This is a genomic window from Pseudomonas sp. B21-040, from assembly GCF_024748695.1.
GTDB lineage: Bacteria > Pseudomonadota > Gammaproteobacteria > Pseudomonadales > Pseudomonadaceae > Aquipseudomonas.
In genome coordinates, this window is sequence record NZ_CP087176.1 from 2,121,889 (window position 1) to 2,143,337 (window position 21,449).

The following is a 21,449-nucleotide window of genomic DNA, read 5'->3' on the forward strand; positions in this document are numbered from 1 at the left end:
TTTTCAGGGGATGCAGGATTTGTTGAAATGGCGGCTTTTCAGTCTCGTCACATTGATCGCCGCGTTGCCAGGCTGCGGCAACAGCGACTCCATGGAGAGTTTCGGCGGCCCGACCATGGGCAGTACTTATTCGATCAAGTACGTGCGCCGCGAAGGTCTTCCCGCCCCAAAAGACGTCAAGGTCGAAGTCGAAAAAATCCTCGCTGAGGTCGATCAACAAATGTCGACCTACCGCAGCGACTCGGACATCGAGCATTTCAACGATCTCCCTGCCAATCGCTGTCAAAAAATGCCTCCGCCCATCCTCAAGTTGATCCGTGTTGGCGAACAGCTGTCAGAGCAAAGCGAAGGCTCCTACGACTTGACGGTAGAACCATTGCTCAACCTTTGGGGGTTCGGCCCGCAGGCGCGAGCGGAAACTGTTCCCTCTGCTCAAGCGCAGGCAGAGGTTAGGCAGCGTGTCGGATACCAGCACCTGCGCATCGACGGTGATCAGTTGTGCAAGGATGCCGCCGTCGAAGTCGACTTCAACAGCATCGCCGCCGGTTATGCCGTCGACACCATTGCCGCAAAACTCGAAGCCATGGGTATCCACAATTACCTCGCCGAAGCCACGGGCGAACTCAAGGCTGCCGGCAAAAAAATCGATGGCTCAGCGTGGCGCGTCGCCCTGGAAGAGCCTCGTGACGACCAGCAAGTGGCGGAGCGCATCATTGCTGTCGATGGCTATGGCGTTTCCACCTCCGGTGACTATCGCAATTATTTTCAGCAAGACGGAAGGCGTTATTCCCACACCTTCGATGCCCGCACTGGTGCTCCGGTCCTACACACTCTGGCGTCAGTAACGGTGATTCATCCTTCGGCATTGATGGCCGATGGACTATCGACGCTGTTGCTGATTCTCGGCCCTGAACGGGGGTGGGACTATGCCCAGGCACATGACATCGGTGCATTCTTTGTGATTCGTGCCGATACAGGTTTCGTCACACGAACCAATCAGGCTTTCGAGCGGCTCAGCGGCGCAAAAACTGACTGAGGACAATACGAAAGCTGGCGTTGTAGTGCAGGCAAAAGTAGCCTACGACGCGACCAAGGGTTAATGTGCGCGGCGTTGACGCTTCTATAGACTGTGTCCGGGTTCTGCACTGGCCCCAAATTGTTCCTTCACGCCACAGATTGGCGTGATTTAGCCGCAGGGTGCCGATGGCATCGCGGCCTGTTCTGAGGAGTACGCATGGCTGTCTACAACTACGACGTGGTGGTGTTGGGTTCCGGCCCGGCGGGAGAAGGCGCGGCAATGAACGCCGCCAAAGCAGGGCGCAAGGTGGCGATGGTCGATAGCCGTCGCCAGGTCGGCGGCAACTGCACCCACCTAGGTACCATCCCGTCCAAGGCACTGCGTCACTCGGTCCGGCAGATCATGCAGTTCAACACCAACCCTATGTTCCGGGCCATTGGTGAGCCGCGCTGGTTCTCGTTTCCGGACGTACTGAAAAGCGCCGAGAAAGTCATTTCCAAGCAAGTCGCTTCGCGCACCGGCTACTACGCCCGTAACCGCGTCGACGTATTTTTCGGCACCGGCAGCTTCGCCGACGAGCAAACCATCGAAGTGGTCTGCGCCAACGGTGTGGTCGAAAAGCTGGTAGCCAAGCACATCATCATTGCCACCGGTTCGCGTCCTTATCGCCCGGCGGACATCGATTTCCACCACCCGCGTATCTACGATAGCGACACCATCCTCAGCCTTGGCCACACCCCGCGCAAACTCATCGTTTACGGCGCCGGTGTGATCGGTTGCGAATACGCGTCGATCTTCAGCGGTCTGGGTGTACTGGTCGAGCTGGTGGACAACCGCGGTCAGTTGCTGAGCTTCCTCGACTCCGAAATTTCCCAGGCGTTGAGCTACCACTTCAGCAACAACAACATCACGGTTCGCCACAACGAAGACTACGATCGCGTTGAAGGCGTGGACAGCGGTGTGATCCTGCACCTCAAGTCCGGCAAGAAGATCAAGGCCGACGCCTTGCTCTGGTGCAACGGCCGTACCGGCAACACCGATCAGTTGGGCCTGGAAAACATCGGCGTGAAGGTCAACAGCCGTGGCCAGATCGAAGTCGACGAGGCTTACCGCACCTGCGTACCAAACATCTACGGTGCCGGTGATGTCATCGGCTGGCCGAGCCTGGCGAGTGCCGCGCATGACCAGGGGCGTTCGGCTGCTGGCAGCATCGTCGACAACGGCAGCTGGCGCTTCGTCAATGACGTGCCGACCGGCATCTACACCATTCCGGAGATCAGCTCGATCGGCAAGAACGAGCAGGAGCTGACTCAGGCCAAGGTGCCGTACGAAGTGGGCAAGGCGTTCTTCAAGGGCATGGCGCGGGCGCAGATTGCCGGTGAGCCGCAAGGCATGCTGAAAATCCTGTTCCACCGTGAAACCCTGGAAGTGCTGGGCGTTCACTGCTTCGGTTATCAGGCGTCGGAGATCGTGCACATCGGTCAGGCGATCATGAACCAGCCGGGCGAACTGAACACGCTGAAGTATTTCGTCAACACGACGTTCAACTACCCGACCATGGCCGAAGCCTATCGGGTAGCGGCGTACGATGGCCTCAACCGGCTTTTTTGACGGGCTCCGGCCGGTGGCCTGAGCCGGCCGGGGAGACCGATTTCAGCAATTCTCGAGCGTGGCGCTGGCCAAACCGGGAAAGTCTGTAATCAGGCTGTCAACGCCGAAGTCGGCGAGTCTGCGCATCAACGCGGGCTCGTTGACTGTCCATACCGACACATGCAACCCCTGGCGCTGCGCCTTCTGCAGGCGCTCCGGCGTACACAGGGTCCAGTTCAACGCCAGAATCTCACAGCCGTAGCTTGCCGCAACCTTCAACGGGTCGAGCCAGGCGTATTCGGCCACCAATCCGCGAGACACGTCCGGCACCAGGTCCAGCGCGGCTTTCAGCACTTCGCGTGAACTTGAGGTGATCGTGACCTTGTCGAGCAGACCGAAACGCTGAGCCATTTCACGAATCGCCAGTACCGTCGTCGCAGCGCGAGTGCGTGAGGCGCTCTTGACTTCCAGTTGCCAGTGATCGAAGTCGCACTTCTCGAACAATTCTTCCAGCGTCGGGATAGGGCAGGGTTTGATCCAGCCCGGGCCACCCTTGCGTGCGTCGTAGGTCACCAATTCGGCCGCCGTGTGTTCGACGACTTTGCCGCGACGGTCAGTGGTGCGTTTGAGTGTCGGGTCGTGTATGACCATCAACTCATTGTCCATGGACAAGTGCAGGTCCAGTTCGCAGCGGCGCACGCCGTGCTTGAGGCATTCCTGAAAACTGATCAGGGTGTTTTCCGGTGCTTCGCCCTTGGCGCCGCGATGGCCGTAGATGAGGGTCACGGTTCTTCCTTAAATTAAATGCCTGATTCGTTTTCGCGGGCCAGTCGTCGTTCCTGGGCCTGCTTTTGCAAAATATAGCGGGCGAGCAACTGCCGTTGAGCATCGGTCGGGCGTTCGAACTCGGTGCCGATATCAAAGGCACCAGCCTTGCGGTCGCAATGGGTGACGCGGGCTCGCAGCAACAGGCCGAGGGCTTGCGGCATCAGCACCATTTTGACGGACAGGTGTGCACCTACGGATATAGGTGTCGGGTGCTGGAAGTCGATGCCGCCTTCGGAAATGATCACCGGCTGCGGTTCGCCGATCTGTCCGAGCACGGTGATCGCGATCACCTGGCTCAGTAAATCGATACGTTTGTTCTGGGATTTCAGGAAGGCTGCGAGGTTGCGCTCGCGCTCACTGATCTGGCGTAACAGGTGTTGTGACTCGAATTCGCTCAGGTGCAGTTCGCTGAGCAAGTTGAATAGTGGAGAAGCATCCTGCAACACTTCCAGGCCTGCGGCCTCGGGAGCGGACAGGGTCCGAATTTCCAGTGCGATCGTGTCCTCGATACGGTAGTATTCGCGGCGATCTTCTTCATCTAATGTCGACATGGCGAACCCATGGTAGCGGCGGTGGTCTGAGTGTAAAGCTGGTTATCGACCCCCGCCACAAGGACGTTCCTTTTCCCTCCGAACAAGCCCCGACATGTTCAGACCTCTCTTCGCATTTATTGGCACGCGTTATACCCGTGCAAAGCGTCGCAATCATTTTGTGTCGTTCATTTCCCTGACCTCGATGATCGGACTCGCCCTTGGCGTAGTCGTGATGATTGTGGTGCTGTCGGTCATGAACGGCTTCGATCATGAGATGCGCACCCGTGTGCTGGGCATGGTGCCCCACGCGACCATCGAGTCCGGTGAGCCGATCAGCGACTGGCAAAGCCTGGCCGCCAAGGTCAAGCAGAACTCGCAGGTGACGGCCGTTGCGCCGTTTACTCAGATGCAGGGTTTGCTGACCAACAACGGCAAAGTCTCCAAAGTCCTGCTCAACGCCATCGATCCTGCGCTTGAACGGCAGGTCTCGATCATTGATAACTTCATGCAGCAGGGCAAACTCGACGATCTCGTTCCGGGCGAATTCGGCATCGTTATCGGCGACAAGGCGGCAGCCAAGCTCGGCGCGGCTATCGGCGACAAACTGACGTTTGTCGCGCCAGAGGTCACCGTGACCCCGGCTGGCATGTTCCCGCGCATGAAACGCTTTACCGTGGTGGGCATTTTCCATGTGGGCGCCGGTGAGCTGGACGGCTACCTGGGCATCACCAACCTGCAGGACCTGGCCCGGCTGCACCGCTGGAAGCCGGATCAGGTCCAGGGCATCCGCTTGAAGTTCGACGACCTGTTCCAGGCGCCGCGCACCGCGTGGAGCATCGCCCAGCAACTCGGCGAGGACCGTTTCTACGCCCGTGACTGGACGCGCACCCACGGCAACCTGTATCAGGCGATCCGCATGGAAAAAGCCATGATCGGTTTGCTGTTGCTGCTGATTGTCGCCGTTGCTGCGTTCAACATCATTTCCACGCTGGTGATGGTGGTGAACGACAAGAAGGGCGACATCGCGATTCTGCGCACACTGGGCGCCACGCCGCGCACGATCATGGCAATCTTCATGGTGCAGGGTACGGTCATCGGTGTGGTCGGTACGCTGATCGGCGCTGTGGTCGGGATCTTCGCCGCGTTGAATGTCAGCGCCGCGATCTCGGCGCTTGAAGGCCTGATCGGCCACAAATTCCTTAACGCCGACGTGTACTTCATCGATTACCTGCCGTCGCAAGTGCAAAGCCAGGATGTGTTGATGGTCTGCGCCGCCGCGTTGGTCCTGAGTTTCCTCGCCACCCTGTATCCAGCCTGGCGTGCCGCGCGCACCCAGCCTGCGGAGGCGCTACGTTATGAGTGAGTCGGGCATGAGTGATAAAGCAATCTTGAGCTGCCGCAACCTGGGCAAATCCTACGAGGAAGGTCCGGAGTCGGTTGAGGTTCTGGCCGGTCTGCAACTGGAACTGCACCCGGGTGAGCGCGTAGCGATTGTCGGCAAGTCGGGTTCTGGCAAAAGCACCTTGCTCAATATGCTGGGCGGGCTCGATACGCCGACCAAGGGCAGCGTCTGGCTCGACGGTGAAGAACTGTCAGCGCTGAGCGAGAAGAATCGCGGCCTGCTGCGTAACCGCGCCCTCGGGTTCGTTTACCAGTTTCACCACTTGCTGCCGGAGTTCACGGCCCTGGAAAACGTCTGCATGCCGCTGCTGATCGGCAAGACGTCGATCCCCGAGGCGCGTCAGCGTGCCACGGCGTTGCTGGAGCGCGTAGGGTTGGGCCATCGTCTGGAGCACAAACCGGCCGAATTGTCCGGTGGTGAACGCCAGCGTGTGGCCATCGCTCGTGCCTTGGTGAACAACCCGGGCCTGGTGATGCTCGACGAGCCGACCGGCAACCTCGACTCCCACACAGCCCAGGGTATTCAGGATTTGATGCTGGAACTCAGCACCTCGATGCGCACGGCGTTCCTGGTGGTGACCCACGACATGAACCTGGCCCGCCAGATGGATCGCGTCCTGCATTTGCAGGAAGGTTGCCTGACACCCATCTGATTGGCCGAAACCCGGTGTGCTGAACAGTGCGTCGGGTCTTTAATTTTTATACGGTGCCCCAGCGAATGTTCAGACCGTTATCGATCTTTATCGGCACGCGCTATACCCGCGCCAAGCGCCGCAATCGCTTTGTTTCCTTCATCTCGATGACCTCGATGATCGGCCTCGCCCTGGGTGTGCTGGCGATGATCGTGGTGTTGTCGGTCATGAACGGATTTCAGCGCGAAATGAGCTCGCGCATCCTTGGCATGGTGCCGCATGCAACCATCGTCGGCGTTAACCCGATCGACGATTGGCAGCCCGTTGCGGCGGCCGCGATGAAAAACCCGGAAGTGACGGCCGCCGTGCCGTTCACCGAAATGGAGGGCATGCTGTCCTACAAGGGCTCGATGCAGCCGATCCAGGTCAGCGGTGTCGATCCGGCACTCGAAGGCAAGGTTTCAATTGTCGCCAAGCACATTGTTCAAGGGCGCCTCGATGCCCTGAAGCCGGGTGAGTTCGGCGTGGTGATCGGTGAAATCACGGCCCGGCGCTTTCGCTTGAACGTCGGTGACAAGATCACCCTGATCGTGCCGGAAGTGAGTACTGCGCCGGGCGGGATTACCCCGCGCATGCAGCGCCTGAACGTGGTTGGCGTGTTCAAGGTCGGTGCCGAGCTCGACGGTTCGATGGCGTTGATCCACGTCGCCGATGCCGCGCAGATGCAGCATTGGGAGCCCAATCAGGTGCAGAGCGTGCGCCTGGCGGTGAAGGATTTGTACGCGGCGCCGCAAGTATCCAGCGATATCGCCAGTGGTTTGGGGGCTGCCTATAAGGCTGACGACTGGACCCACACCCAGGGCAGCCTGTTCAGCGCGATGAAGATGGAAAAAACCATGATCGGCCTGCTGTTGCTGATGATTGTCGCGGTGGCGGCGTTCAACATCATCGCCACCTTGATCATGGTGGTGAACGACAAAGGTGCGGATATCGCGATCCTGCGCACGATTGGCGCTACGCCTGGGCAGATCATGGCGATCTTCATGGTTCAGGGGACGGTGATCGGTGTTTTCGGGACCTTTATCGGCGGCGTGCTCGGCGTGATCGCGGCGCTGAACGTCAGTGAAATGGTGGGCTGGATCGAGCGGGTGAGCGGTCAGCACATCTTCAGTTCCGATGTGTACTTCGTCAGTAACCTGCCTTCGGAATTGCAGGGCGCCGATGTGCTGCTGATTTGCTCGGCGGGGTTCATCTTGAGCTTTCTGGCGACCGTCTACCCGGCCTGGCGTGCGGCGAAAATTGAGCCAGCTCACGCGTTGCGGTATTCGTAACTCCTGAAATCGCCATCGCGGGCAAGCCCGGCTCCCACAGTTGATCGAGTTGAATCACACATTTGTGAACGACTCAAAACCCTGTGGGAGCCGGGCTTGCCCGCGATGAGGCCGGTACTGCTGGCCTCAATCTCCCTTTGGCAACTCAATCACAAACAGCGTCCACCCATTCGCCGATTCGCAACGAATCTGCCCGCCATGGGCACGCACGATCGACTGCGTAATCGCCAACCCCAACCCCGCATGTTCGCTACTGCCTTCCTGGCGCGCCGGATCGGCCCGATAAAACCGGTCAAACAATCGCGGTAGCAACGCCCCGTCAATCCCATCGCCACTGTTCTCAACCACCAGGCTCAACCCTTTAGCCTCCTCGACAATCCGCACTCGAACCTCACCCTGGGCCGGTGTGAACCGCAACGCATTGTCCAGCAGGTTGGACAATGCCCGACGGAGCATGCTGCGATCACCCTCCAGATGCGCGGTGCCTTCCCGCGTGAGCGTCACCTGAGCGTCTTCCGCCAGCGGTGCAAAATACTCCAGCAACAGATCCACTTCCTGCGCCAGCTCCAGCGGCTCGCGTTTGGGCGTCAGCAATCCGTGATCCGCCTTGGCCAGGTACAACATGTCGTTGACCAGTTGCGCCATCCATTGCAGTTCTTCGAGGTTGCTGTGCAGCGCCTCGCGGTAGTCCTCGATGGGCCGGGGGCGGGTGAGGGTGACCTGCGTGTGGGTCAGCAGGTTCGACAGCGGCGTGCGCAATTCATGGGCGATGTCAGCGGAGAACGCGGAGAGCCGTTGAAAAGAGGCATCAAGGCGTCCGAGCATGGCGTTAAAGCTGTGGGCCAATTCCGCGAGCTCAGGCGGCATGTCTTCTTCGGGCAGTCGAGCATTGAGCGATTGCGCCGACACACCGCTGGCGACCGCGCTCATGCGCCGCAACGGGCGCAACCCGCTACGCGCAGCCCAGGCGCCGAGCAGGGCGGTGGCCAGGGCTGACAAACCCACGGTCAGCCAGATCAGGTGCTGCATGCGTTGCAAAAAGTGCTGGTGATGGGTGATGTCCAGCAATAACGTCAGTTGTGGGGAATCCGGTCTATCGTCAAACAATGGCGCAATCAGCACGCGGTAGTCGGTGCCGTCGTTGTTCAGGGTCGATAAACCGGGCTGTTGCGGGAGTTTTTCCGGCAGGTGCGCGGAACTGTCATACCAGCGCTGGCCGTCACTGCCGGTGATGCGCAGCGACAAATCAGCCTGGCGGCTGAGTTCATCTGCCAGTCTGATTTCGCTCTCGCTGGATTGAATGTCCTGAAGCGCCCGGCGTAAACCAATCAATTTCCCGTCCAGCAATTGCTGATCGAGTTCGACGAAGTGCGCTTCGCTGGCACGGCTGAACAATACTCCGGCGAATAGCGAAACCACCGCCGTGCAGGCCGCAAACAGCAACGCCAGACGGCTGCTCAACGAAAGGTGCCGCATCAGGCTGCACGCTCTTCGAGGACGTAGCCCATGCCGCGCACGGTGTGTATCAGTTTGTTGGGGAATTCATCGTCGATCTTCAGACGCAACCGACGGATCGCGACTTCGATCACATTGGTGTCGCTGTCAAAGTTCATGTCCCACACTTGCGAGGCAATCAGCGATTTGGGCAGGACTTCACCCTGGCGACGCAGGAGCATTTCCAGCAGGGCGAATTCCTTGGCCGTCAGGTCGATGCGCTGGCCGCCGCGCTCAGCGCGCCGCCGAATCAAGTCCAGGTGCAAGTCTGCCAGTTGTAATTGGGTTTCCTGAGGTGAGGCGTTGCCGCGACGCAGCAGGCTACGGACCCGGGCCAGCAGTTCGGAGAAGGCGAATGGTTTGACCAGGTAATCATCGGCGCCCAGTTCGAGGCCATGAACCCGATCTTCCACTGCGTCTCGTGCGGTCAGAAAAAGTACCGGTGTGTCCAGGCCATTACTGCGCACTGCTTGCAGAATCTGCCAGCCATTGCGGCCGGGCAGCATCACGTCGAGAATCAACAAGGCGTAGTCACCGCTCAGCGCCAGTTGTTGGCCGGTGTTGCCGTCAGCCACCAGTTCTGCGTTGAACCCGGCCTCGGTCAGGCCCTGACGCAGGTAGTGGCCGGTTTTCGGTTGGTCTTCGACGATCAGCAGTTTCATGGGCAACTCGAGATAAATGGAACGAACGCTTTATACCGTGGGCAGCGTTAATTCAGGTCAACCTGACAAAGTTGTAATCTGGCTGTCAGGTTGCGGGCAGTGACAGGAGTTTAGAGTTTTCCACAGGCTGAACCTTATCTTGTTGGAGTACGACGATGTTTTTGCGCAAATCTTTGCTGCCGGTGGTGTGTTTGTTGGCGCTGAACTCGCCAGTGTGGGCCGGCCCGGCAAACACCTACGATTTCGGCCAACCTGCGCCGGCGGCCAAGGCGACTCGCAGTGTTGAAGTGGTGATGGGTGATATGTCGTTCTCGCCCAAGGCCATCGATATCAAGGCCGGTGAGACCATTCGTTTTGTGCTGGTGAATAAAGGCCAGTTGCTGCACGAATTCAACCTCGGTGATGCAGCGATGCATGCCAAACACCAGCAGGAAATGTTGCAGATGCAACAGAGCGGCATGCTGGCGCCTACCGCCATGAAGGAAATGGACCACAGCGCCATGGCCGAAATGGACCACTCATCCGGGCAGGGAATGAAGCATGACGACTCGAACAGCGTGCTCGTGGAGCCGGGCAAGACCGCCGAGCTGACCTGGACCTTCACCAAGGCCACCAACCTGGAATTTGCCTGCAATATCCCTGGCCATTATCAGGCTGGCATGGTCGGCAAGTTGACTGTCAGTCAGTAAGGACTCAATGGCGGGAGCAAAGGCTGGTAGAATCCGCTGATTCTTCAGTCAGGTTTCCGCCATGCATCCCGCAGCCGAACATTCGCCGCTGGGCAAATCCAGCGAATACATCGCCACTTACACGCCGTCCTTGCTGTTCCCGATCCCGCGTACTGCGAAATGGGCCGAGTTGGGCCTGACGGCTGAAACCCTGCCGTATAAAGGCGTGGATTTCTGGAACTGCTTTGAGCTGTCGTGGCTGTTGCCGTCGGGCAAGCCCGTGGTGGCGATTGGCGAGTTCAGCATCCCGGCGGATTCGCCGAATATCATCGAATCGAAGTCGTTCAAGCTGTACCTGAACTCACTGAACCAGACACCGTTTGCCGACACGGCAAGCCTTGAGGCGACACTGGCCAAAGACCTGTCGGCCGCTGCCGGCAAACCGGTCGGTGTGCGCATTCGCAGCTTGAAAGATGTCGAAGCCGAAGGCGTCGTGGCGCTGCCCGGCGTGTGCATTGATGACCTGGACATCAGCGTCAGCAACTACGAGCATCCGCGCCCGGAACTGCTGCGTTGCGATGAATCGCGCATCGTGGAGGAGAGCGTGCACAGCCATTTGCTCAAATCCAACTGCCCGGTTACCAGTCAGCCGGATTGGGGCAGTGTGGCGGTGGAATACCGTGGCGCGGCACTGGATCACGCGAGTTTGCTGGAATACATCGTGAGCTTCCGACAACACTCGGACTTTCACGAGCAGTGCGTGGAGCGGATTTTCCTCGACTTGCAGCGGTTGTTGAAACCGGAGAAGTTGACGGTGTATGCGCGCTATGTGCGCCGTGGCGGGTTGGATATCAACCCGTACCGCAGCACCGAAACCGTCCAACTGCCGAATCATCGGTTGGTGCGTCAATAAAAATCCAATGTAGGAGTGAGCCTGCTCGCGATAGCTGACTGACATTCAATATTGATGTCGTCTGATCCACCGGTATCGCGAGCAGGCTCACTCCTACAAGGGACTGCGTTTCAAATTGTGGAAATGAAAAAGCCCTGCCAGCGATGGCGGGGCTTTTTTGCGTCTGGCGGGTTCAGATACCCATGTTACCCAAGGCTTGCGCGATGTTGCGCAGGGTGCCAGCCAGGGTAGGGTGTTCGAGTTCGAAGCGTTCAACTGCCAGGTTAACGCCATCGGCGAGGCTGGCGTCCTGGGTTTTGGTTTCTAGCTCAAGCTTGAGTTCGATCTGTTGCATCAGTTCATGCAGGTTTTCGCGTTCGGATTCGGACAGTGGAGGATTCTGTTCCAATTGCTCGCGCAGGGCATTGAGCTGTTCTTGCAGTTCGCGGGCAGGCATGGCGTTCTTCCTTCTCTCGATTGGCACTGGCATAGACCACGGCAGCGCACCAAAGGTCTATGGCTGACCTTTAGATTAATCCACTCTCGCGCAACCTGCATGATCTCGGTCAGGGCTTTTCGCCCTTGAGTCGGCGCAGGCTGATATCGGCCAGGCAGGTGTCGAGTTCACCCAGGTGATCGATCACCGAATGCACGCCCAGGCCGAACAACTGCATCGTCGCCTTGCCGCGCAGGTGTTCACGTTCCTTTTGGCTCAATGCGTGCCATTCGCTGGGCGCCAGGCCGCAGAGCGAACCGCAGGACGCCAGGCCAATCGTCCACAAGCCGGCGTTCAAACCCGATTGCAACAAGCGTGGTTCGCCACTGACCAGCACGCAGCCATCCAGGCGATCGACATTCAACGCCATCAGGGCTTGCCAGCAAGCGTTTGGTGCAGGCCATGGATTGATTGTTGCCGGGTGTTGCGACGATGTAATCCAGGCCGGCAAGGTAACGGCCAGAGAATGGCTGAGGGCAGGGGGTAGTTCATCGAGCCAGGCGCAGGGGATTTGCTGGCGCTGCAAACTGCGCAGGCTGTCCAGCGCGCCGGGCGTGGCTTCGGCGTGCTCCGCAGAATACGCCCCGTGCTGGCGCGTCCGGGCGCCGAAATCCACCAGGCAACCACTGAGGCCGAACAAGACGGCGGTCAAACTGGGGGCAGCGAGAGGCAAAGTTTCGGCGTGCGACATATCGGCGTCCCTGAAATAGCAACAAGGCTAGGCGGCGTGAGTGACAGTTGAGTGACATTGATGTGAAACGCTCTCAGTCAGCGCGAGTCATCTATAGTCGAAATGCGCGCGATGCTGCCTAAACCGGGTTTTCCGTCTTATACTAATCAGCTTAATGCCCGGGCCAAGTGCTCGCGCCAGTACAAATCCAAGGAGTTTTTCTATGCGCTGGAGCAATCATTTCGCTCAGCTTTTTGTGTGTGCCAGCCTGTTGCTGGTTCCGTTTGTGGCTCAGGCTGCTTCGGAAGACGATCCTTGGGAAAGCGTTAACCGTCCAATCTATAAATTCAACGACGTCATCGACACGTATGCACTCAAGCCTGTGGCTCAGGGCTATGAGTTCATCACGCCGCAGTTTCTGGAAGACGGCATTCACAACATGTTCCGCAACGTCGGTGACGTCACCAACCTGGTGAACAACATTCTGCAAGCCAAACCGGCTGCAGCGGGCACCGACACTGCACGCATCATCTTCAACACCACGTTCGGCTTGCTGGGCTTCTTCGATGTGGGCACCAAGATGGGCCTGCAACGCAGCGACGAAGACTTCGGTCAAACCCTTGGCTATTGGGGTATGGGTAGCGGTCCTTACGTGATGCTGCCGCTGTTGGGTCCAAGCACCTTGCGTGATGCGCCGTCGAAGGTCGTCGACAGCTACACGGGCCCGTACCCGTACATCAACGACGTGCCGGTGCGTAACTCGGTCTTCGGCCTGAATATCGTCGACACGCGTGCCAGCTTGCTGTCGAGCGAAAAACTGATCACTGGGGACAAGTACACCTTTATCCGTAATGCGTATTTGCAGAACCGTGAGTTCAAAGTCAAAGACGGCCAGGTTGAAGACGATTTTTAATCTCGACCGGTAAAAACGAAGAAGGCGGCCATTGGCCGCCTTCTTCGTTTGGATCCGGTTTATTTCATTTTCAAGATTGTAAGCCCGAGTTTCTGAGCATCACCGTCCAATGACTTCACCCACACCACCTCGGTGTCGGCTTCGAGCCCCTTCAACGCTGCGTGATCGGAATCGATGCGCACATTGAGCCGGTCACCGACTTTGAACTCTCGTTTCGCTTCGACCTGCATACCACTGCTGGAAAGGTCGATGCAGACGGCTGGCACCTCATCGCCTTCATGAATCAGCGACACATCGGCATCGACGCGCATGCGAATGAAATCACGCTTTTCGCTGTAGTCCCGACCGGTTTGACTCATGGGCTCGATCCTTCCATTGGGTTACGGATTTGCCTGTTCTTATAACTCCCGGTGATTTGACAAGTAAAGACGCCAAGCGACCATCGGCGTGAGCTTGAAACGCCCCGCGGATGGGAGTACCGTCTGCGCCTTAGAAGGGCACCTCTGGTGTACGTGTGAGTAGGGCAAACGCTCGAAAACGGTGCAATAGAGAGGCTAGAAAGCGAATCCAGTAGTGTGAGCCGGGCTAAAGGCCTTGCCTGCTACGCCAACCTAATTCTGGCGCCGTTTGCCCACATGCCAAAAACCAGTGCCACGCTGCTGATAATCGATGATGACGAAGTAGTGCGCGCGAGCCTCGCGGCCTATTTGGAAGACAGTGGTTTCAGTGTCCTGCAGGCCAGTAATGGTCAGCAGGGTCTTCAGGTATTCGAGCAAGACAAGCCCGACTTGGTCATCTGCGATCTGCGCATGCCGCAGATGGGCGGACTCGAACTTATCCGCCAGGTCACCGAGCGGTCACCGCAAACCCCTGTGATTGTGGTTTCAGGTGCCGGCGTGATGAACGACGCGGTCGAGGCGCTGCGCCTGGGTGCAGCGGACTACCTGATCAAACCTCTCGAAGATCTGGCCGTGCTCGAGCATTCTGTTCGCCGAGCCCTGGATCGTGCGCGCCTGCTGCTGGAGAACCAGCGCTACCGCGAGAAGCTGGAAAAGGCCAACCGTGAGCTCGCTGCCAGCCTGAACCTGCTCCAGGAAGACCAGAACGCCGGTCGCCAGGTACAGATGAACATGCTGCCGGTCAGCCCCTGGGCCATCGACGAGTTCCAGTTTGCTCACCAGATCATCCCGTCGCTGTACCTGTCGGGTGATTTCGTTGACTACTTTCGGGTCGACGAGCGCCGGGTAGCCTTCTACCTGGCGGACGTTTCCGGTCATGGTGCTTCTTCAGCCTTCGTTACCGTGCTGCTGAAGTTCATGACCACGCGCTTGCTGTTTGAATCCAAACGCAGCGGCACATTGCCGGAATTCAAGCCTTCAGAGGTCCTTGGTCATATCAACCGGGGCCTGATCAGTTGTAAGCTGGGCAAACACGTCACAATGGTCGGTGGAGTCATCGACGAGGAGACAGGTTTGTTGACCTATAGCATCGGTGGTCACCTGCCGTTGCCAGTGTTGTACACACCCGACAGTGTTCGTTATCTGGAAGGGCGCGGTCTGCCTGTAGGCCTCTTCAATGAAGCCACCTACGAAGACCACGTACTGGAACTGCCGCCGACGTTCAGCCTGACGCTGATGTCTGATGGCATTCTGGATCTTTTGCCAGAACCCACACTCAAAGAAAAAGAAGCGGCGTTGCCCCAAAGGGTCAAGGCTGCGGGCGGCACCCTGGACGGGCTGCGGCAGGTTTTTGGATTGGCCACGCTTGGGGAGATGCCGGATGATATCGCCCTGTTGGTGTTGAGCAGGAATCTTTAATGAGTACCGGTAGAATCCAGTTCGCCGAGCAGGACGGCACCTTCGTCCTGAAATTCGTCGGTGAAGTTCGCCTGACCCTGTGTTCGGCGTTGGATGCGACTATTGATCGGATCTTCACCGCGTTGAACTTCAATGCGATCGTGATCGACCTGACCGAAACCCGCAGCATCGACAGCACCACGCTGGGCCTGCTGGCCAAGCTGTCGATCCTGTCGCGGCAAAAGGTCGGCCTGCTGCCGACCGTCGTCACCACCCACGAAGACATTACGCGTCTGTTGGAGTCAATGGGCTTCGAGCAAGTGTTCAACATCGTTGACCAGCCCGTGCCCTGTCCCGAATGCCTGGACGACTTGCCAGACCAGGATCAGTCCGAAGAAGTGGTGCGGATCAAAGTCCTCGAAGCGCACAAAATCCTCATGGGTCTGAACGACTCCAATCGTGAAGCGTTCCATGACTTGGTAAATGCGCTGGAGCGACACTGATTCCCTGTAGGAGCGAGCCTGCTCGCGATGGCGTCCTGACAGTCACCAGACACATACAAAAAAGGGCGAACCTGTGAGGGTTCGCCCTTTTTGCGTTGGCCTGTCAGCTGTTACAGCTTGGCCTGCAACAACGCCTCAAGCTTCTCCTGATCCCGGGCAAACTGACGAATCCCCTCAGCCAGTTTCTCGGTCGCCATCGCATCTTCGTTGGACAACCAACGGAACTGCGCTTCATTCAAGCTCAAGCGCGCTTCACCGGCATGCCCAGGTGACAACTTGCGTTCCAGCTTGCCAGTGTCAGCCGCCAGTTTCTCCAGCAGATCCGGGCTGATAGTCAGGCGATCACAGCCTGCCAGTTGCTCGATCTGGCCCAGGTTGCGGAAGCTCGCACCCATGACCACCGTCTTGTAGTCATTGGCCTTGTAGTAGTTGTAGATGCGTGTCACCGACTGCACGCCCGGATCATCCGCACCGGTATAGTCGTTGCCGTTGGCTTTCTTGTACCAGTCGTAAATCCGGCCCACGAACGGTGAAATCAGGAACACACCGGCATCCGCACACGCCGCTGCCTGAGCAAACGAGAACAGCAGCGTCAGGTTGGTCTGAATCCCTTCTTTTTCCAGCGTCTCTGCCGCGCGGATACCTTCCCAGGTGGAGGCGATCTTGATCAGCACGCGGTCACGGCCAATACCGGCCTTGTCGTACAGCTCGATCAGACGGTGCGCACGCTTCAATACGGCGTCAGTGTCGAACGAGAGGCGTGCATCCACTTCGGTAGAAATACGACCCGGTACAACCTTCAGGATCTCTTGCCCGACCGCTACGCCAAAACGGTCGCTGGCCAGGCCCACATCGCCCTTGCAGTCGTGAACGCAAGCATCCAGCAATTCGGCATACGCAGGAATTGCCGCGGCTTTGAGCAGCAGGGAAGGGTTGGTGGTGGCGTCCACCGGTTTAACGCGGGCGATAGCTTCGAAGTCGCCGGTGTCGGCAACCACGGTGGTCATTTGTTTAAGTTGTTCCAGCTTGGAAGTCATGGGCGTGCTCTGTCCTGTGGGTCTAATGACATTACCCGAGCGCTGACAGCCACTCAAGGGCGCATGTACGTATCGATGGCCCCAGCGGCAACAACCTGAAAACAGGTGTTTGAAAGGTGAGGGGCGCGGTGTCGGTTTATACGATGCCAAAACGGGGCGCAGGTTCAACGTAACTGACCGTTGACCCCGCGCCAACAATGTCGCCGCCGGTTCTTACGGGCGGGCCTTTGATCGTTTAGCGCTGTTAAAAAGTGTCGATTTTGACCGTTATAATATGTCAAATAATCAAGGCCGATGAAGTGTAATGTGCTGCCGATTAACGTAGGTAGCGGATGGAAAGATGACTTCACAGGAAACACAAGTGTCTGGAGTTGTGGAGGCTTTCGATGACTTTATACTCGCTTATGTCTTGAAGAAGTTGACCGATGTATTGGAAGAGCTGATGGCGGTCTCGAAAAGAAACTACCCGGACAATATGAGTGGTGTGCTTGAGATGGGACGGGTTAAAGCCGCAGCGAAAATTCCCGTCTGGTTAAAAAGAGTGAAGTACAGTGATCCCTGTAAAGTGACCCGCATGATGAAGGAGCAAATGGACGACGCGCATAAATGTAACCAGAACTTGCGCTTCGAAGCACAGGTCGTATTGCTGGAGGTGCTGGTGGAAGGGGCGCTGGCAATGAACGTGGCGTATTATTCCGAGTTTATTGGTAAGCGCCTGCATTAAGTGAAGAGAGTATTTTTTCTATTGTGATTTTAATAGCGTCTTGACAGCGCGGACTTCCTGATGATTACGATGTTTGTCCGGGCGGGGGCGAAGTCAAAACAGGTGTGGCCAGTCATATACAGCGATATCATCAACCCTCTTATGCAAACGCTCCAATGTTATTTTTTGTCGGGTAAATGACGGCGGGATTGTTGTCGTTATTTTTGGTCCGGCTATTCTTGTTGGGCGTTTTTTGTATGTCGTGCTATTTAATGCACTTGTATTTTTATGATGGATTCATCTCTGAATGCGGGACCGATTTTGTCGGTTCACTCATGTCCCCGCTACACATTGGCCGAATCGACACTACACGGGAAGAGTAGCCTTGTTCAGAAAGATTCTTATCGTATGCGTTGGTAATATTTGCCGAAGTCCAACCGCTGAAATGTTGCTCCGCAACGCGCTGGATCCTTCAGATATCTCGGTGACCTCCGCGGGACTCAACGCGCGGGTGGGGGAGTCTATCGAGCCAAACGCACTTTCAGTTCTCGAAGAACAGGGTGGCGCCGCCCAAGAGTTTAAAGCGCGGCAGATCACTCCAGCCATTGTTAATGAGTCAGACCTCATTCTGGTCATGGAGAAAGAGCATGTAAAAGGCGTGCTGAGTATTGCCTCGCACGCGAGGGGCAAAGTGTTTCTTCTGGGGAAGTGGCAGAGTGAGCGCGAAATAAAGGATCCGTATCGTCAAGGAAAAGCTGCTTTTGTCCATGCCCATGCATTGATTGAAGATGCTGTTTGCTCATGGGCACAGCGCCTCGGACGTTGATGGATGATTTTCAGATTAGTATTAATGGTAAAAGAATAGACCTTATGCAGTTACCGTCAGTAGTCAGTGGCCGAGATAACGATAAAGACGAGATTGATCTTCTCGGTTTGCTAGGCACATTGATAGATCACAAATGGTTAATAGGCGCCATTACCGGAGCGTTCATGGTGACCGGTGCCGCGTATTCGATTTTGTCGGCGCCCGTGTATTTGACAAACGCCCTGGTGCAGGTCGAGCCGAAAAAGAACGACATGTTGGGCTTTTCGGATATCAGCAGCATGCTGGGTGGGCAATCCCCGGCGGCTACCGAGATCGGAATTATCAAGTCTCGCGCAGTCATCGGCAAAACAGTCGATGACCTGCGTCTGGATATTGTGATCACGCCGAACACCTTTCCCGTCGTGGGTGGTTTTATTGCGCGGCGATATAAAAGTACTCCCGGCCAAACTATTTCGCCTCCACTCCTTGGCATGAACAGTTTCGCCTGGGGTGGCGAGCAGCTTGAAATCGAAAAACTCAAACTGCCCGATGAACTGTTAGGTGAAAAACTGACCCTGATTGCCGGAGAGCAGAACCGCTTCAAGCTTTACGATGAAGAGGGTGGATTGTTGGCCGATGGAACCACAGGCGTCGCCGTGGTAGAGAACGGGGTCGAGGTGTTGGTCGCGAACATGATTGCGAACCCTGGCACTAAATTCGAAGTCGTACGCAACCCACGAATTGTCACTATTCAGAATTACCAGGACATCCTTGAAGTCTCCGAACAAGGTAAGGAGTCGGGCATTATAAGTCTGGCGCTAGCCAGCACCGACTACTCCCTGGCTGTGAAAATCCTGAACAAGATTTCTACGCTTTATGTAGAGCAGAATGTGCAACGCACCTCTGCCGAGGCGGCTCAGAGCCTGGATTTCCTGCAGTCACAGCTCCCTCAAGTCAAAGAGGATCTGGTCAAGGCCAGCAATGCGCTGAACAGCTATCAAACCCGCGGAAATACAGTAAATATCTCACTCGAAACCAAGTCTGTCCTGGAGCAGATGGTGGTTTTGGATACGCGCATCTCCGATTTAAAACTCCAGCAAGCAGAACTGGATCGAAAGTTCACCCGTGAGCATCCGGCCTACCGCGCCTTGATGGCCCAGTTGGGGGATTTGAATAATCAGCGCCGCGGTTTGGAGAAGAAGGTTCAGGATCTTCCGGCAACGCAACAGGAGCTTTTGAACCTCACTCGTGATGTGGAAGTGGCGACACAGATTTATACCCAACTGCTGAATAAATCCCAGGAGCTGGACATCGTAAGAGCGGGGGCGGTCGGGAATGCTCGATTGATCGATACCGCCGATGTCGACATCACATCCCCGGTCAAACCGCGCAAAGCCTTGCTCATTATTATTGCAACGTTGCTGGGCGGGTTTGTCGGCGTTGCCTTGGTGTTGGTGCGTAAATCGTTGAGCCGAGGACTTGAGGGGCCGGAAGCCATCGAACAACTCGGGCTGCCCGTCTATGCCTCTATTCCCTACAGCGCCCTGCAACAAGAAGAAGACAATAAAAAACTTCGGTTGGGCGATAGCGTCAACCGCCAGGCTTTCCTATTGGCGCTGCGCAACCCTACTGACCTGTCCATTGAGTCGATACGCAGCCTGCGAACCTGTTTGCATTTTGCGGGGCTGGATGCGACCAACAACCGGATCATGATTTCCGGTCCGAGCCCGCAGGTGGGCAAAACGTTTGTTTCCTCTAACCTGGCCGCGGTCATTGCTCAAAGCGGGCAGAGGGTCGTACTGATCGATGCCGATATGCGCAAAGGTCACCTGCACAAAACCTTGGCTACACCGATCAGCAACGGCTTATCCGATCTTTTAACCAAACGCTGCAGCATTGAGCAGGCAATCAATAGGCTCGAGGTTGATAACCTGCATTTCATCAGTCGTGGACAGGTACCGCCTAATCCATCAGAGCTGTTGATGCATGCCAACTTCAGAGAACTCCTGGCAGAACTGAGTGAACTCTACGACGTCGTCATCATCGATACGCCACCTCTTCTGGCAGTTACAGATGCTGCAATCGTTGGGCGTGAAGCTGCCATTAATTTGATCGTGACCCGCTTTGGTGTAAATCCGGCCAAAGAGATTGAATTGACAATTCGTCGGTTTGCGCAAAACGGTATCGAGTTGAAGGGCGCTATTTTTAATGGAGTCGAGAAGCGGGCATCCAGTTACTACGGTAATGGCGCTTATTACAACTATGAGTACGCCTCTGACAAGTCCTGATGCGAGTTCTATCTACCAGGTAATCGGTTGGGAGTGAGTGGGTGATAACTCACCACTCTTAATCGTGTTTTGCCTGCGACTAAGTTCATGGAGATAGGTGGATTATGAAAAAAATATTACATGTGGCGGAAACTATCAAGGGTGGCGTTGCGACGGTCATTCGTACGATATCAACCCCCCCTCGGGACCATGCTCTGAAGTATGAACTGGTTTATCTGGTTCCGTACGACCAGAAGAAAGAGTTGCATGGCATTGATGAAAAAAACATCAGAACCTTTTCCCGAAACAAGCGCGATGTCATGTCCCTGTTGCGGTTTGCCTGGCAATTGGCCCGCGTGATCTTCAAGGAAAAACCGGATGTCGTGCACTTGCACAGCACGTTTTCCGGGGTCATTGGCCGATGTGTCTGTCTGCTACTGCGCCCTTGGCGGTCACCTAAAATTGTCTACTGCCCGCACGCATTTTCCTTCTTGATGGAGAGCTCGCCAGTCAAGCAGAAAGTGTATTCGCTGGTGGAGCGACTCTTGCAGAAAGTAACGGACGTCATTATCTGCGTCAGTCAGTATGAAATGGATAAAGCCGCGTCGTTTGGTATTGATCGTCACCGCATGAAGCTGATCTACAACGGGATTCATTATAAAAGTGATGAGAACAAGTCCAGCGAAAGCACGGACATTCAGCTTCTATTTGTAGGTCGACTGGATTACCAAAAAGGCTTCGATCTTTTGCTCAAGGCGTTTGCTGAAGTCGAGCGAACTGACTTGAGACTCACTGTCGTTGGGAGTGCTGTCAATGAAGACTTCGTCGAGTGCCCCGATATTGACGCCGTGGAGTACCTGCCTTGGGTGACTCCGGCTGAAGTCAACGAACTGTACAAAACGGCGGATGCCTTGATTGTTCCAAGTCGCTGGGAAGGCTTTGCCATGGTTCCCCTCGAAGGGATGGCCATGGGCGTGCCGGTGATTGCCAGTGACTGTACATCGCTTCCTGAATTGGTGACGGACAACATCACCGGCTACCTGTTCTCGACCGGCGACTACCAGGCCCTTGCCAGCATATTAGTGAATATCAAAAAACATAAGCTGCTTGAACTCGGTACAGAAAGCCGCAAGAAAGTGCGCGAGCGGTTCAGTGCAACGTTGATGATTCAGCAAACCTATGACGTGTACTCCGCTAAAACTTATTAAGT

22 protein-coding genes are annotated in these 21,449 nt (G+C 56.5%); 14 read left to right on the plus strand and 8 right to left on the minus strand.

Going from position 1 to position 21,449, the window contains the following annotated elements:
* Window positions 1–10 precede the first annotated feature (10 nt).
* A complete protein-coding gene (locus tag LOY55_RS09545; protein WP_223523363.1) occupies window positions 11–1,036 on the plus strand; it encodes an FAD:protein FMN transferase in 1,026 nt (341 codons plus the stop codon).
* A gap of 198 nt (window positions 1,037–1,234) precedes the next feature.
* On the plus strand, window positions 1,235–2,629 hold the full coding sequence (gene sthA, locus LOY55_RS09550; protein WP_046026980.1) for a Si-specific NAD(P)(+) transhydrogenase: 1,395 nt from the start codon (window positions 1,235–1,237) through the stop codon (window positions 2,627–2,629).
* A 42-nt stretch (window positions 2,630–2,671) separates the two neighbouring features.
* Here sthA and LOY55_RS09555 read toward each other — a convergent pair whose 3' ends face one another.
* Both LOY55_RS09555 and LOY55_RS09560 read right to left on the minus strand, forming a co-directional pair.
* Window positions 2,672–3,394 carry a glycerophosphodiester phosphodiesterase family protein gene (locus LOY55_RS09555; RefSeq protein WP_046026979.1) on the minus strand — a complete coding sequence of 241 codons (723 nt, stop codon included), beginning with the start codon at window positions 3,392–3,394 and terminating at the stop codon, window positions 2,672–2,674.
* A 14-nt stretch (window positions 3,395–3,408) separates the two neighbouring features.
* On the minus strand, window positions 3,409–3,987 hold the full coding sequence (locus LOY55_RS09560) for a PilZ domain-containing protein (protein WP_109785930.1): 579 nt from the start codon (window positions 3,985–3,987) through the stop codon (window positions 3,409–3,411).
* A 94-nt stretch (window positions 3,988–4,081) separates the two neighbouring features.
* Between LOY55_RS09560 and LOY55_RS09565 the strand changes: the two genes are divergently transcribed.
* The 3 genes from LOY55_RS09565 to LOY55_RS09575 all read left to right on the plus strand — a co-directional run bounded on the left by LOY55_RS09565 (window position 4,082) and on the right by LOY55_RS09575 (window position 7,333).
* Window positions 4,082–5,332, plus strand: coding sequence for a lipoprotein-releasing ABC transporter permease subunit (locus LOY55_RS09565; protein ID WP_046026977.1), 1,251 nt, complete (start codon window positions 4,082–4,084; stop codon window positions 5,330–5,332).
* A 7-nt stretch (window positions 5,333–5,339) separates the two neighbouring features.
* Window positions 5,340–6,023, plus strand: a complete 684-nt coding sequence (gene lolD / locus LOY55_RS09570) for a lipoprotein-releasing ABC transporter ATP-binding protein LolD (protein WP_162830870.1) — start codon at window positions 5,340–5,342, stop codon at window positions 6,021–6,023.
* Between the two features lie 65 nt (window positions 6,024–6,088).
* The gene (locus LOY55_RS09575; RefSeq protein WP_046026976.1) at window positions 6,089–7,333 is read left to right on the plus strand and encodes a lipoprotein-releasing ABC transporter permease subunit; all 1,245 of its coding nucleotides are present in this window, start codon (window positions 6,089–6,091) and stop codon (window positions 7,331–7,333) included.
* A gap of 126 nt (window positions 7,334–7,459) precedes the next feature.
* Here the strand turns inward: LOY55_RS09575 and LOY55_RS09580 are convergent, their stop codons facing one another.
* A complete protein-coding gene (locus LOY55_RS09580; protein WP_223523361.1) occupies window positions 7,460–8,809 on the minus strand; it encodes a heavy metal sensor histidine kinase in 1,350 nt (449 codons plus the stop codon).
* Entirely contained in the window at window positions 8,809–9,489 is a 681-nt protein-coding gene (locus tag LOY55_RS09585) for a heavy metal response regulator transcription factor (RefSeq protein ID WP_223523358.1), read from the minus strand. The genes LOY55_RS09580 and LOY55_RS09585 overlap by 1 nt, the downstream gene beginning before the upstream one ends.
* Before the next feature lie 155 nt (window positions 9,490–9,644).
* Between LOY55_RS09585 and LOY55_RS09590 the strand changes: the two genes are divergently transcribed.
* On the plus strand, window positions 9,645–10,178 hold the full coding sequence (locus tag LOY55_RS09590; protein ID WP_223523356.1) for a plastocyanin/azurin family copper-binding protein: 534 nt from the start codon (window positions 9,645–9,647) through the stop codon (window positions 10,176–10,178).
* Window positions 10,179–10,239: 61 nt separating this feature from the next.
* Window positions 10,240–11,070, plus strand: a complete 831-nt coding sequence (gene queF / locus LOY55_RS09595) for an NADPH-dependent 7-cyano-7-deazaguanine reductase QueF (protein ID WP_027921667.1) — start codon at window positions 10,240–10,242, stop codon at window positions 11,068–11,070.
* A gap of 172 nt (window positions 11,071–11,242) precedes the next feature.
* Here queF and LOY55_RS09600 read toward each other — a convergent pair whose 3' ends face one another.
* Both LOY55_RS09600 and LOY55_RS09605 read right to left on the minus strand, forming a co-directional pair.
* Window positions 11,243–11,506 (minus strand): DUF4404 family protein, encoded by a 264-nt coding sequence (locus tag LOY55_RS09600; protein ID WP_109785926.1) that lies wholly within the window; start codon window positions 11,504–11,506, stop codon window positions 11,243–11,245.
* Between the two features lie 109 nt (window positions 11,507–11,615).
* A complete protein-coding gene (locus tag LOY55_RS09605) occupies window positions 11,616–12,236 on the minus strand; it encodes an HAD family phosphatase (RefSeq protein WP_223523354.1) in 621 nt (206 codons plus the stop codon).
* Window positions 12,237–12,438: 202 nt separating this feature from the next.
* On the opposite strand from LOY55_RS09605, the gene LOY55_RS09610 reads away from it, so the two are divergent.
* Entirely contained in the window at window positions 12,439–13,128 is a 690-nt protein-coding gene (locus LOY55_RS09610) for a VacJ family lipoprotein (protein WP_109785924.1), read from the plus strand.
* 59 nt (window positions 13,129–13,187) lie between these two features.
* Here the strand turns inward: LOY55_RS09610 and LOY55_RS09615 are convergent, their stop codons facing one another.
* The gene (locus LOY55_RS09615) at window positions 13,188–13,487 is read right to left on the minus strand and encodes a PilZ domain-containing protein (RefSeq protein WP_046026969.1); all 300 of its coding nucleotides are present in this window, start codon (window positions 13,485–13,487) and stop codon (window positions 13,188–13,190) included.
* 276 nt (window positions 13,488–13,763) lie between these two features.
* On the opposite strand from LOY55_RS09615, the gene rssB reads away from it, so the two are divergent.
* Together rssB and rssC are read left to right on the plus strand one after the other, a co-directional pair.
* Window positions 13,764–14,945, plus strand: a complete 1,182-nt coding sequence (rssB, locus tag LOY55_RS09620; protein WP_046027144.1) for a two-component system response regulator RssB — start codon at window positions 13,764–13,766, stop codon at window positions 14,943–14,945.
* On the plus strand, window positions 14,945–15,427 hold the full coding sequence (rssC, locus tag LOY55_RS09625; RefSeq protein WP_046026968.1) for an anti-sigma factor antagonist RssC: 483 nt from the start codon (window positions 14,945–14,947) through the stop codon (window positions 15,425–15,427). The genes rssB and rssC overlap by 1 nt, the downstream gene beginning before the upstream one ends.
* 110 nt (window positions 15,428–15,537) lie before the next feature.
* On the opposite strand, the gene tal is transcribed toward rssC, so the two are convergent.
* The gene (tal, locus tag LOY55_RS09630; RefSeq protein ID WP_109785923.1) at window positions 15,538–16,464 is read right to left on the minus strand and encodes a transaldolase; all 927 of its coding nucleotides are present in this window, start codon (window positions 16,462–16,464) and stop codon (window positions 15,538–15,540) included.
* A gap of 340 nt (window positions 16,465–16,804) precedes the next feature.
* Between tal and LOY55_RS09635 the strand changes: the two genes are divergently transcribed.
* From LOY55_RS09635 to LOY55_RS09650, 4 genes are all read left to right on the plus strand, one after another.
* Window positions 16,805–17,188 carry a hypothetical protein gene (locus LOY55_RS09635; protein WP_223523352.1) on the plus strand — a complete coding sequence of 128 codons (384 nt, stop codon included), beginning with the start codon at window positions 16,805–16,807 and terminating at the stop codon, window positions 17,186–17,188.
* Between the two features lie 364 nt (window positions 17,189–17,552).
* Entirely contained in the window at window positions 17,553–17,993 is a 441-nt protein-coding gene (locus tag LOY55_RS09640; RefSeq protein ID WP_223523350.1) for a low molecular weight protein-tyrosine-phosphatase, read from the plus strand.
* A 44-nt stretch (window positions 17,994–18,037) separates the two neighbouring features.
* Window positions 18,038–20,260 (plus strand): polysaccharide biosynthesis tyrosine autokinase, encoded by a 2,223-nt coding sequence (locus LOY55_RS09645; RefSeq protein ID WP_109785921.1) that lies wholly within the window; start codon window positions 18,038–18,040, stop codon window positions 20,258–20,260.
* A 104-nt stretch (window positions 20,261–20,364) separates the two neighbouring features.
* The gene (locus LOY55_RS09650; protein ID WP_109785920.1) at window positions 20,365–21,447 is read left to right on the plus strand and encodes a glycosyltransferase; all 1,083 of its coding nucleotides are present in this window, start codon (window positions 20,365–20,367) and stop codon (window positions 21,445–21,447) included.
* Window positions 21,448–21,449: the final 2 nt, after the last annotated feature.

Bases quoted from the DNA above. Each gene is read 5' to 3' on its own strand.
- LOY55_RS09585 (WP_223523358.1), bottom strand. From the start codon at position 9,489: ATGAAACTGCTGATCGTCGAAGACCAACCGAAAACCGGCCACTACCTG.
- queF (WP_027921667.1), top strand. From the start codon at position 10,240: ATGCATCCCGCAGCCGAACATTCGCCGCTGGGCAAATCCAGCGAATAC.
- LOY55_RS09635 (WP_223523352.1), top strand. From the start codon at position 16,805: ATGACTTCACAGGAAACACAAGTGTCTGGAGTTGTGGAGGCTTTCGAT.
- LOY55_RS09545 (WP_223523363.1), top strand. From the start codon at position 11: ATGCAGGATTTGTTGAAATGGCGGCTTTTCAGTCTCGTCACATTGATC.
- tal (WP_109785923.1), bottom strand. From the start codon at position 16,464: ATGACTTCCAAGCTGGAACAACTTAAACAAATGACCACCGTGGTTGCC.
- LOY55_RS09615 (WP_046026969.1), bottom strand. From the start codon at position 13,487: ATGAGTCAAACCGGTCGGGACTACAGCGAAAAGCGTGATTTCATTCGC.
- LOY55_RS09645 (WP_109785921.1), top strand. From the start codon at position 18,038: ATGCAGTTACCGTCAGTAGTCAGTGGCCGAGATAACGATAAAGACGAG.
- LOY55_RS09575 (WP_046026976.1), top strand. From the start codon at position 6,089: ATGTTCAGACCGTTATCGATCTTTATCGGCACGCGCTATACCCGCGCC.
- sthA (WP_046026980.1), top strand. From the start codon at position 1,235: ATGGCTGTCTACAACTACGACGTGGTGGTGTTGGGTTCCGGCCCGGCG.
- LOY55_RS09590 (WP_223523356.1), top strand. From the start codon at position 9,645: ATGTTTTTGCGCAAATCTTTGCTGCCGGTGGTGTGTTTGTTGGCGCTG.
- LOY55_RS09600 (WP_109785926.1), bottom strand. From the start codon at position 11,506: ATGCCTGCCCGCGAACTGCAAGAACAGCTCAATGCCCTGCGCGAGCAA.
- LOY55_RS09565 (WP_046026977.1), top strand. From the start codon at position 4,082: ATGTTCAGACCTCTCTTCGCATTTATTGGCACGCGTTATACCCGTGCA.
- LOY55_RS09650 (WP_109785920.1), top strand. From the start codon at position 20,365: ATGAAAAAAATATTACATGTGGCGGAAACTATCAAGGGTGGCGTTGCG.
- rssB (WP_046027144.1), top strand. From the start codon at position 13,764: ATGCCAAAAACCAGTGCCACGCTGCTGATAATCGATGATGACGAAGTA.
- LOY55_RS09610 (WP_109785924.1), top strand. From the start codon at position 12,439: ATGCGCTGGAGCAATCATTTCGCTCAGCTTTTTGTGTGTGCCAGCCTG.
- LOY55_RS09605 (WP_223523354.1), bottom strand. From the start codon at position 12,236: ATGTCGCACGCCGAAACTTTGCCTCTCGCTGCCCCCAGTTTGACCGCC.
- LOY55_RS09580 (WP_223523361.1), bottom strand. From the start codon at position 8,809: ATGCGGCACCTTTCGTTGAGCAGCCGTCTGGCGTTGCTGTTTGCGGCC.
- LOY55_RS09560 (WP_109785930.1), bottom strand. From the start codon at position 3,987: ATGTCGACATTAGATGAAGAAGATCGCCGCGAATACTACCGTATCGAG.
- lolD (WP_162830870.1), top strand. From the start codon at position 5,340: ATGAGTGATAAAGCAATCTTGAGCTGCCGCAACCTGGGCAAATCCTAC.
- rssC (WP_046026968.1), top strand. From the start codon at position 14,945: ATGAGTACCGGTAGAATCCAGTTCGCCGAGCAGGACGGCACCTTCGTC.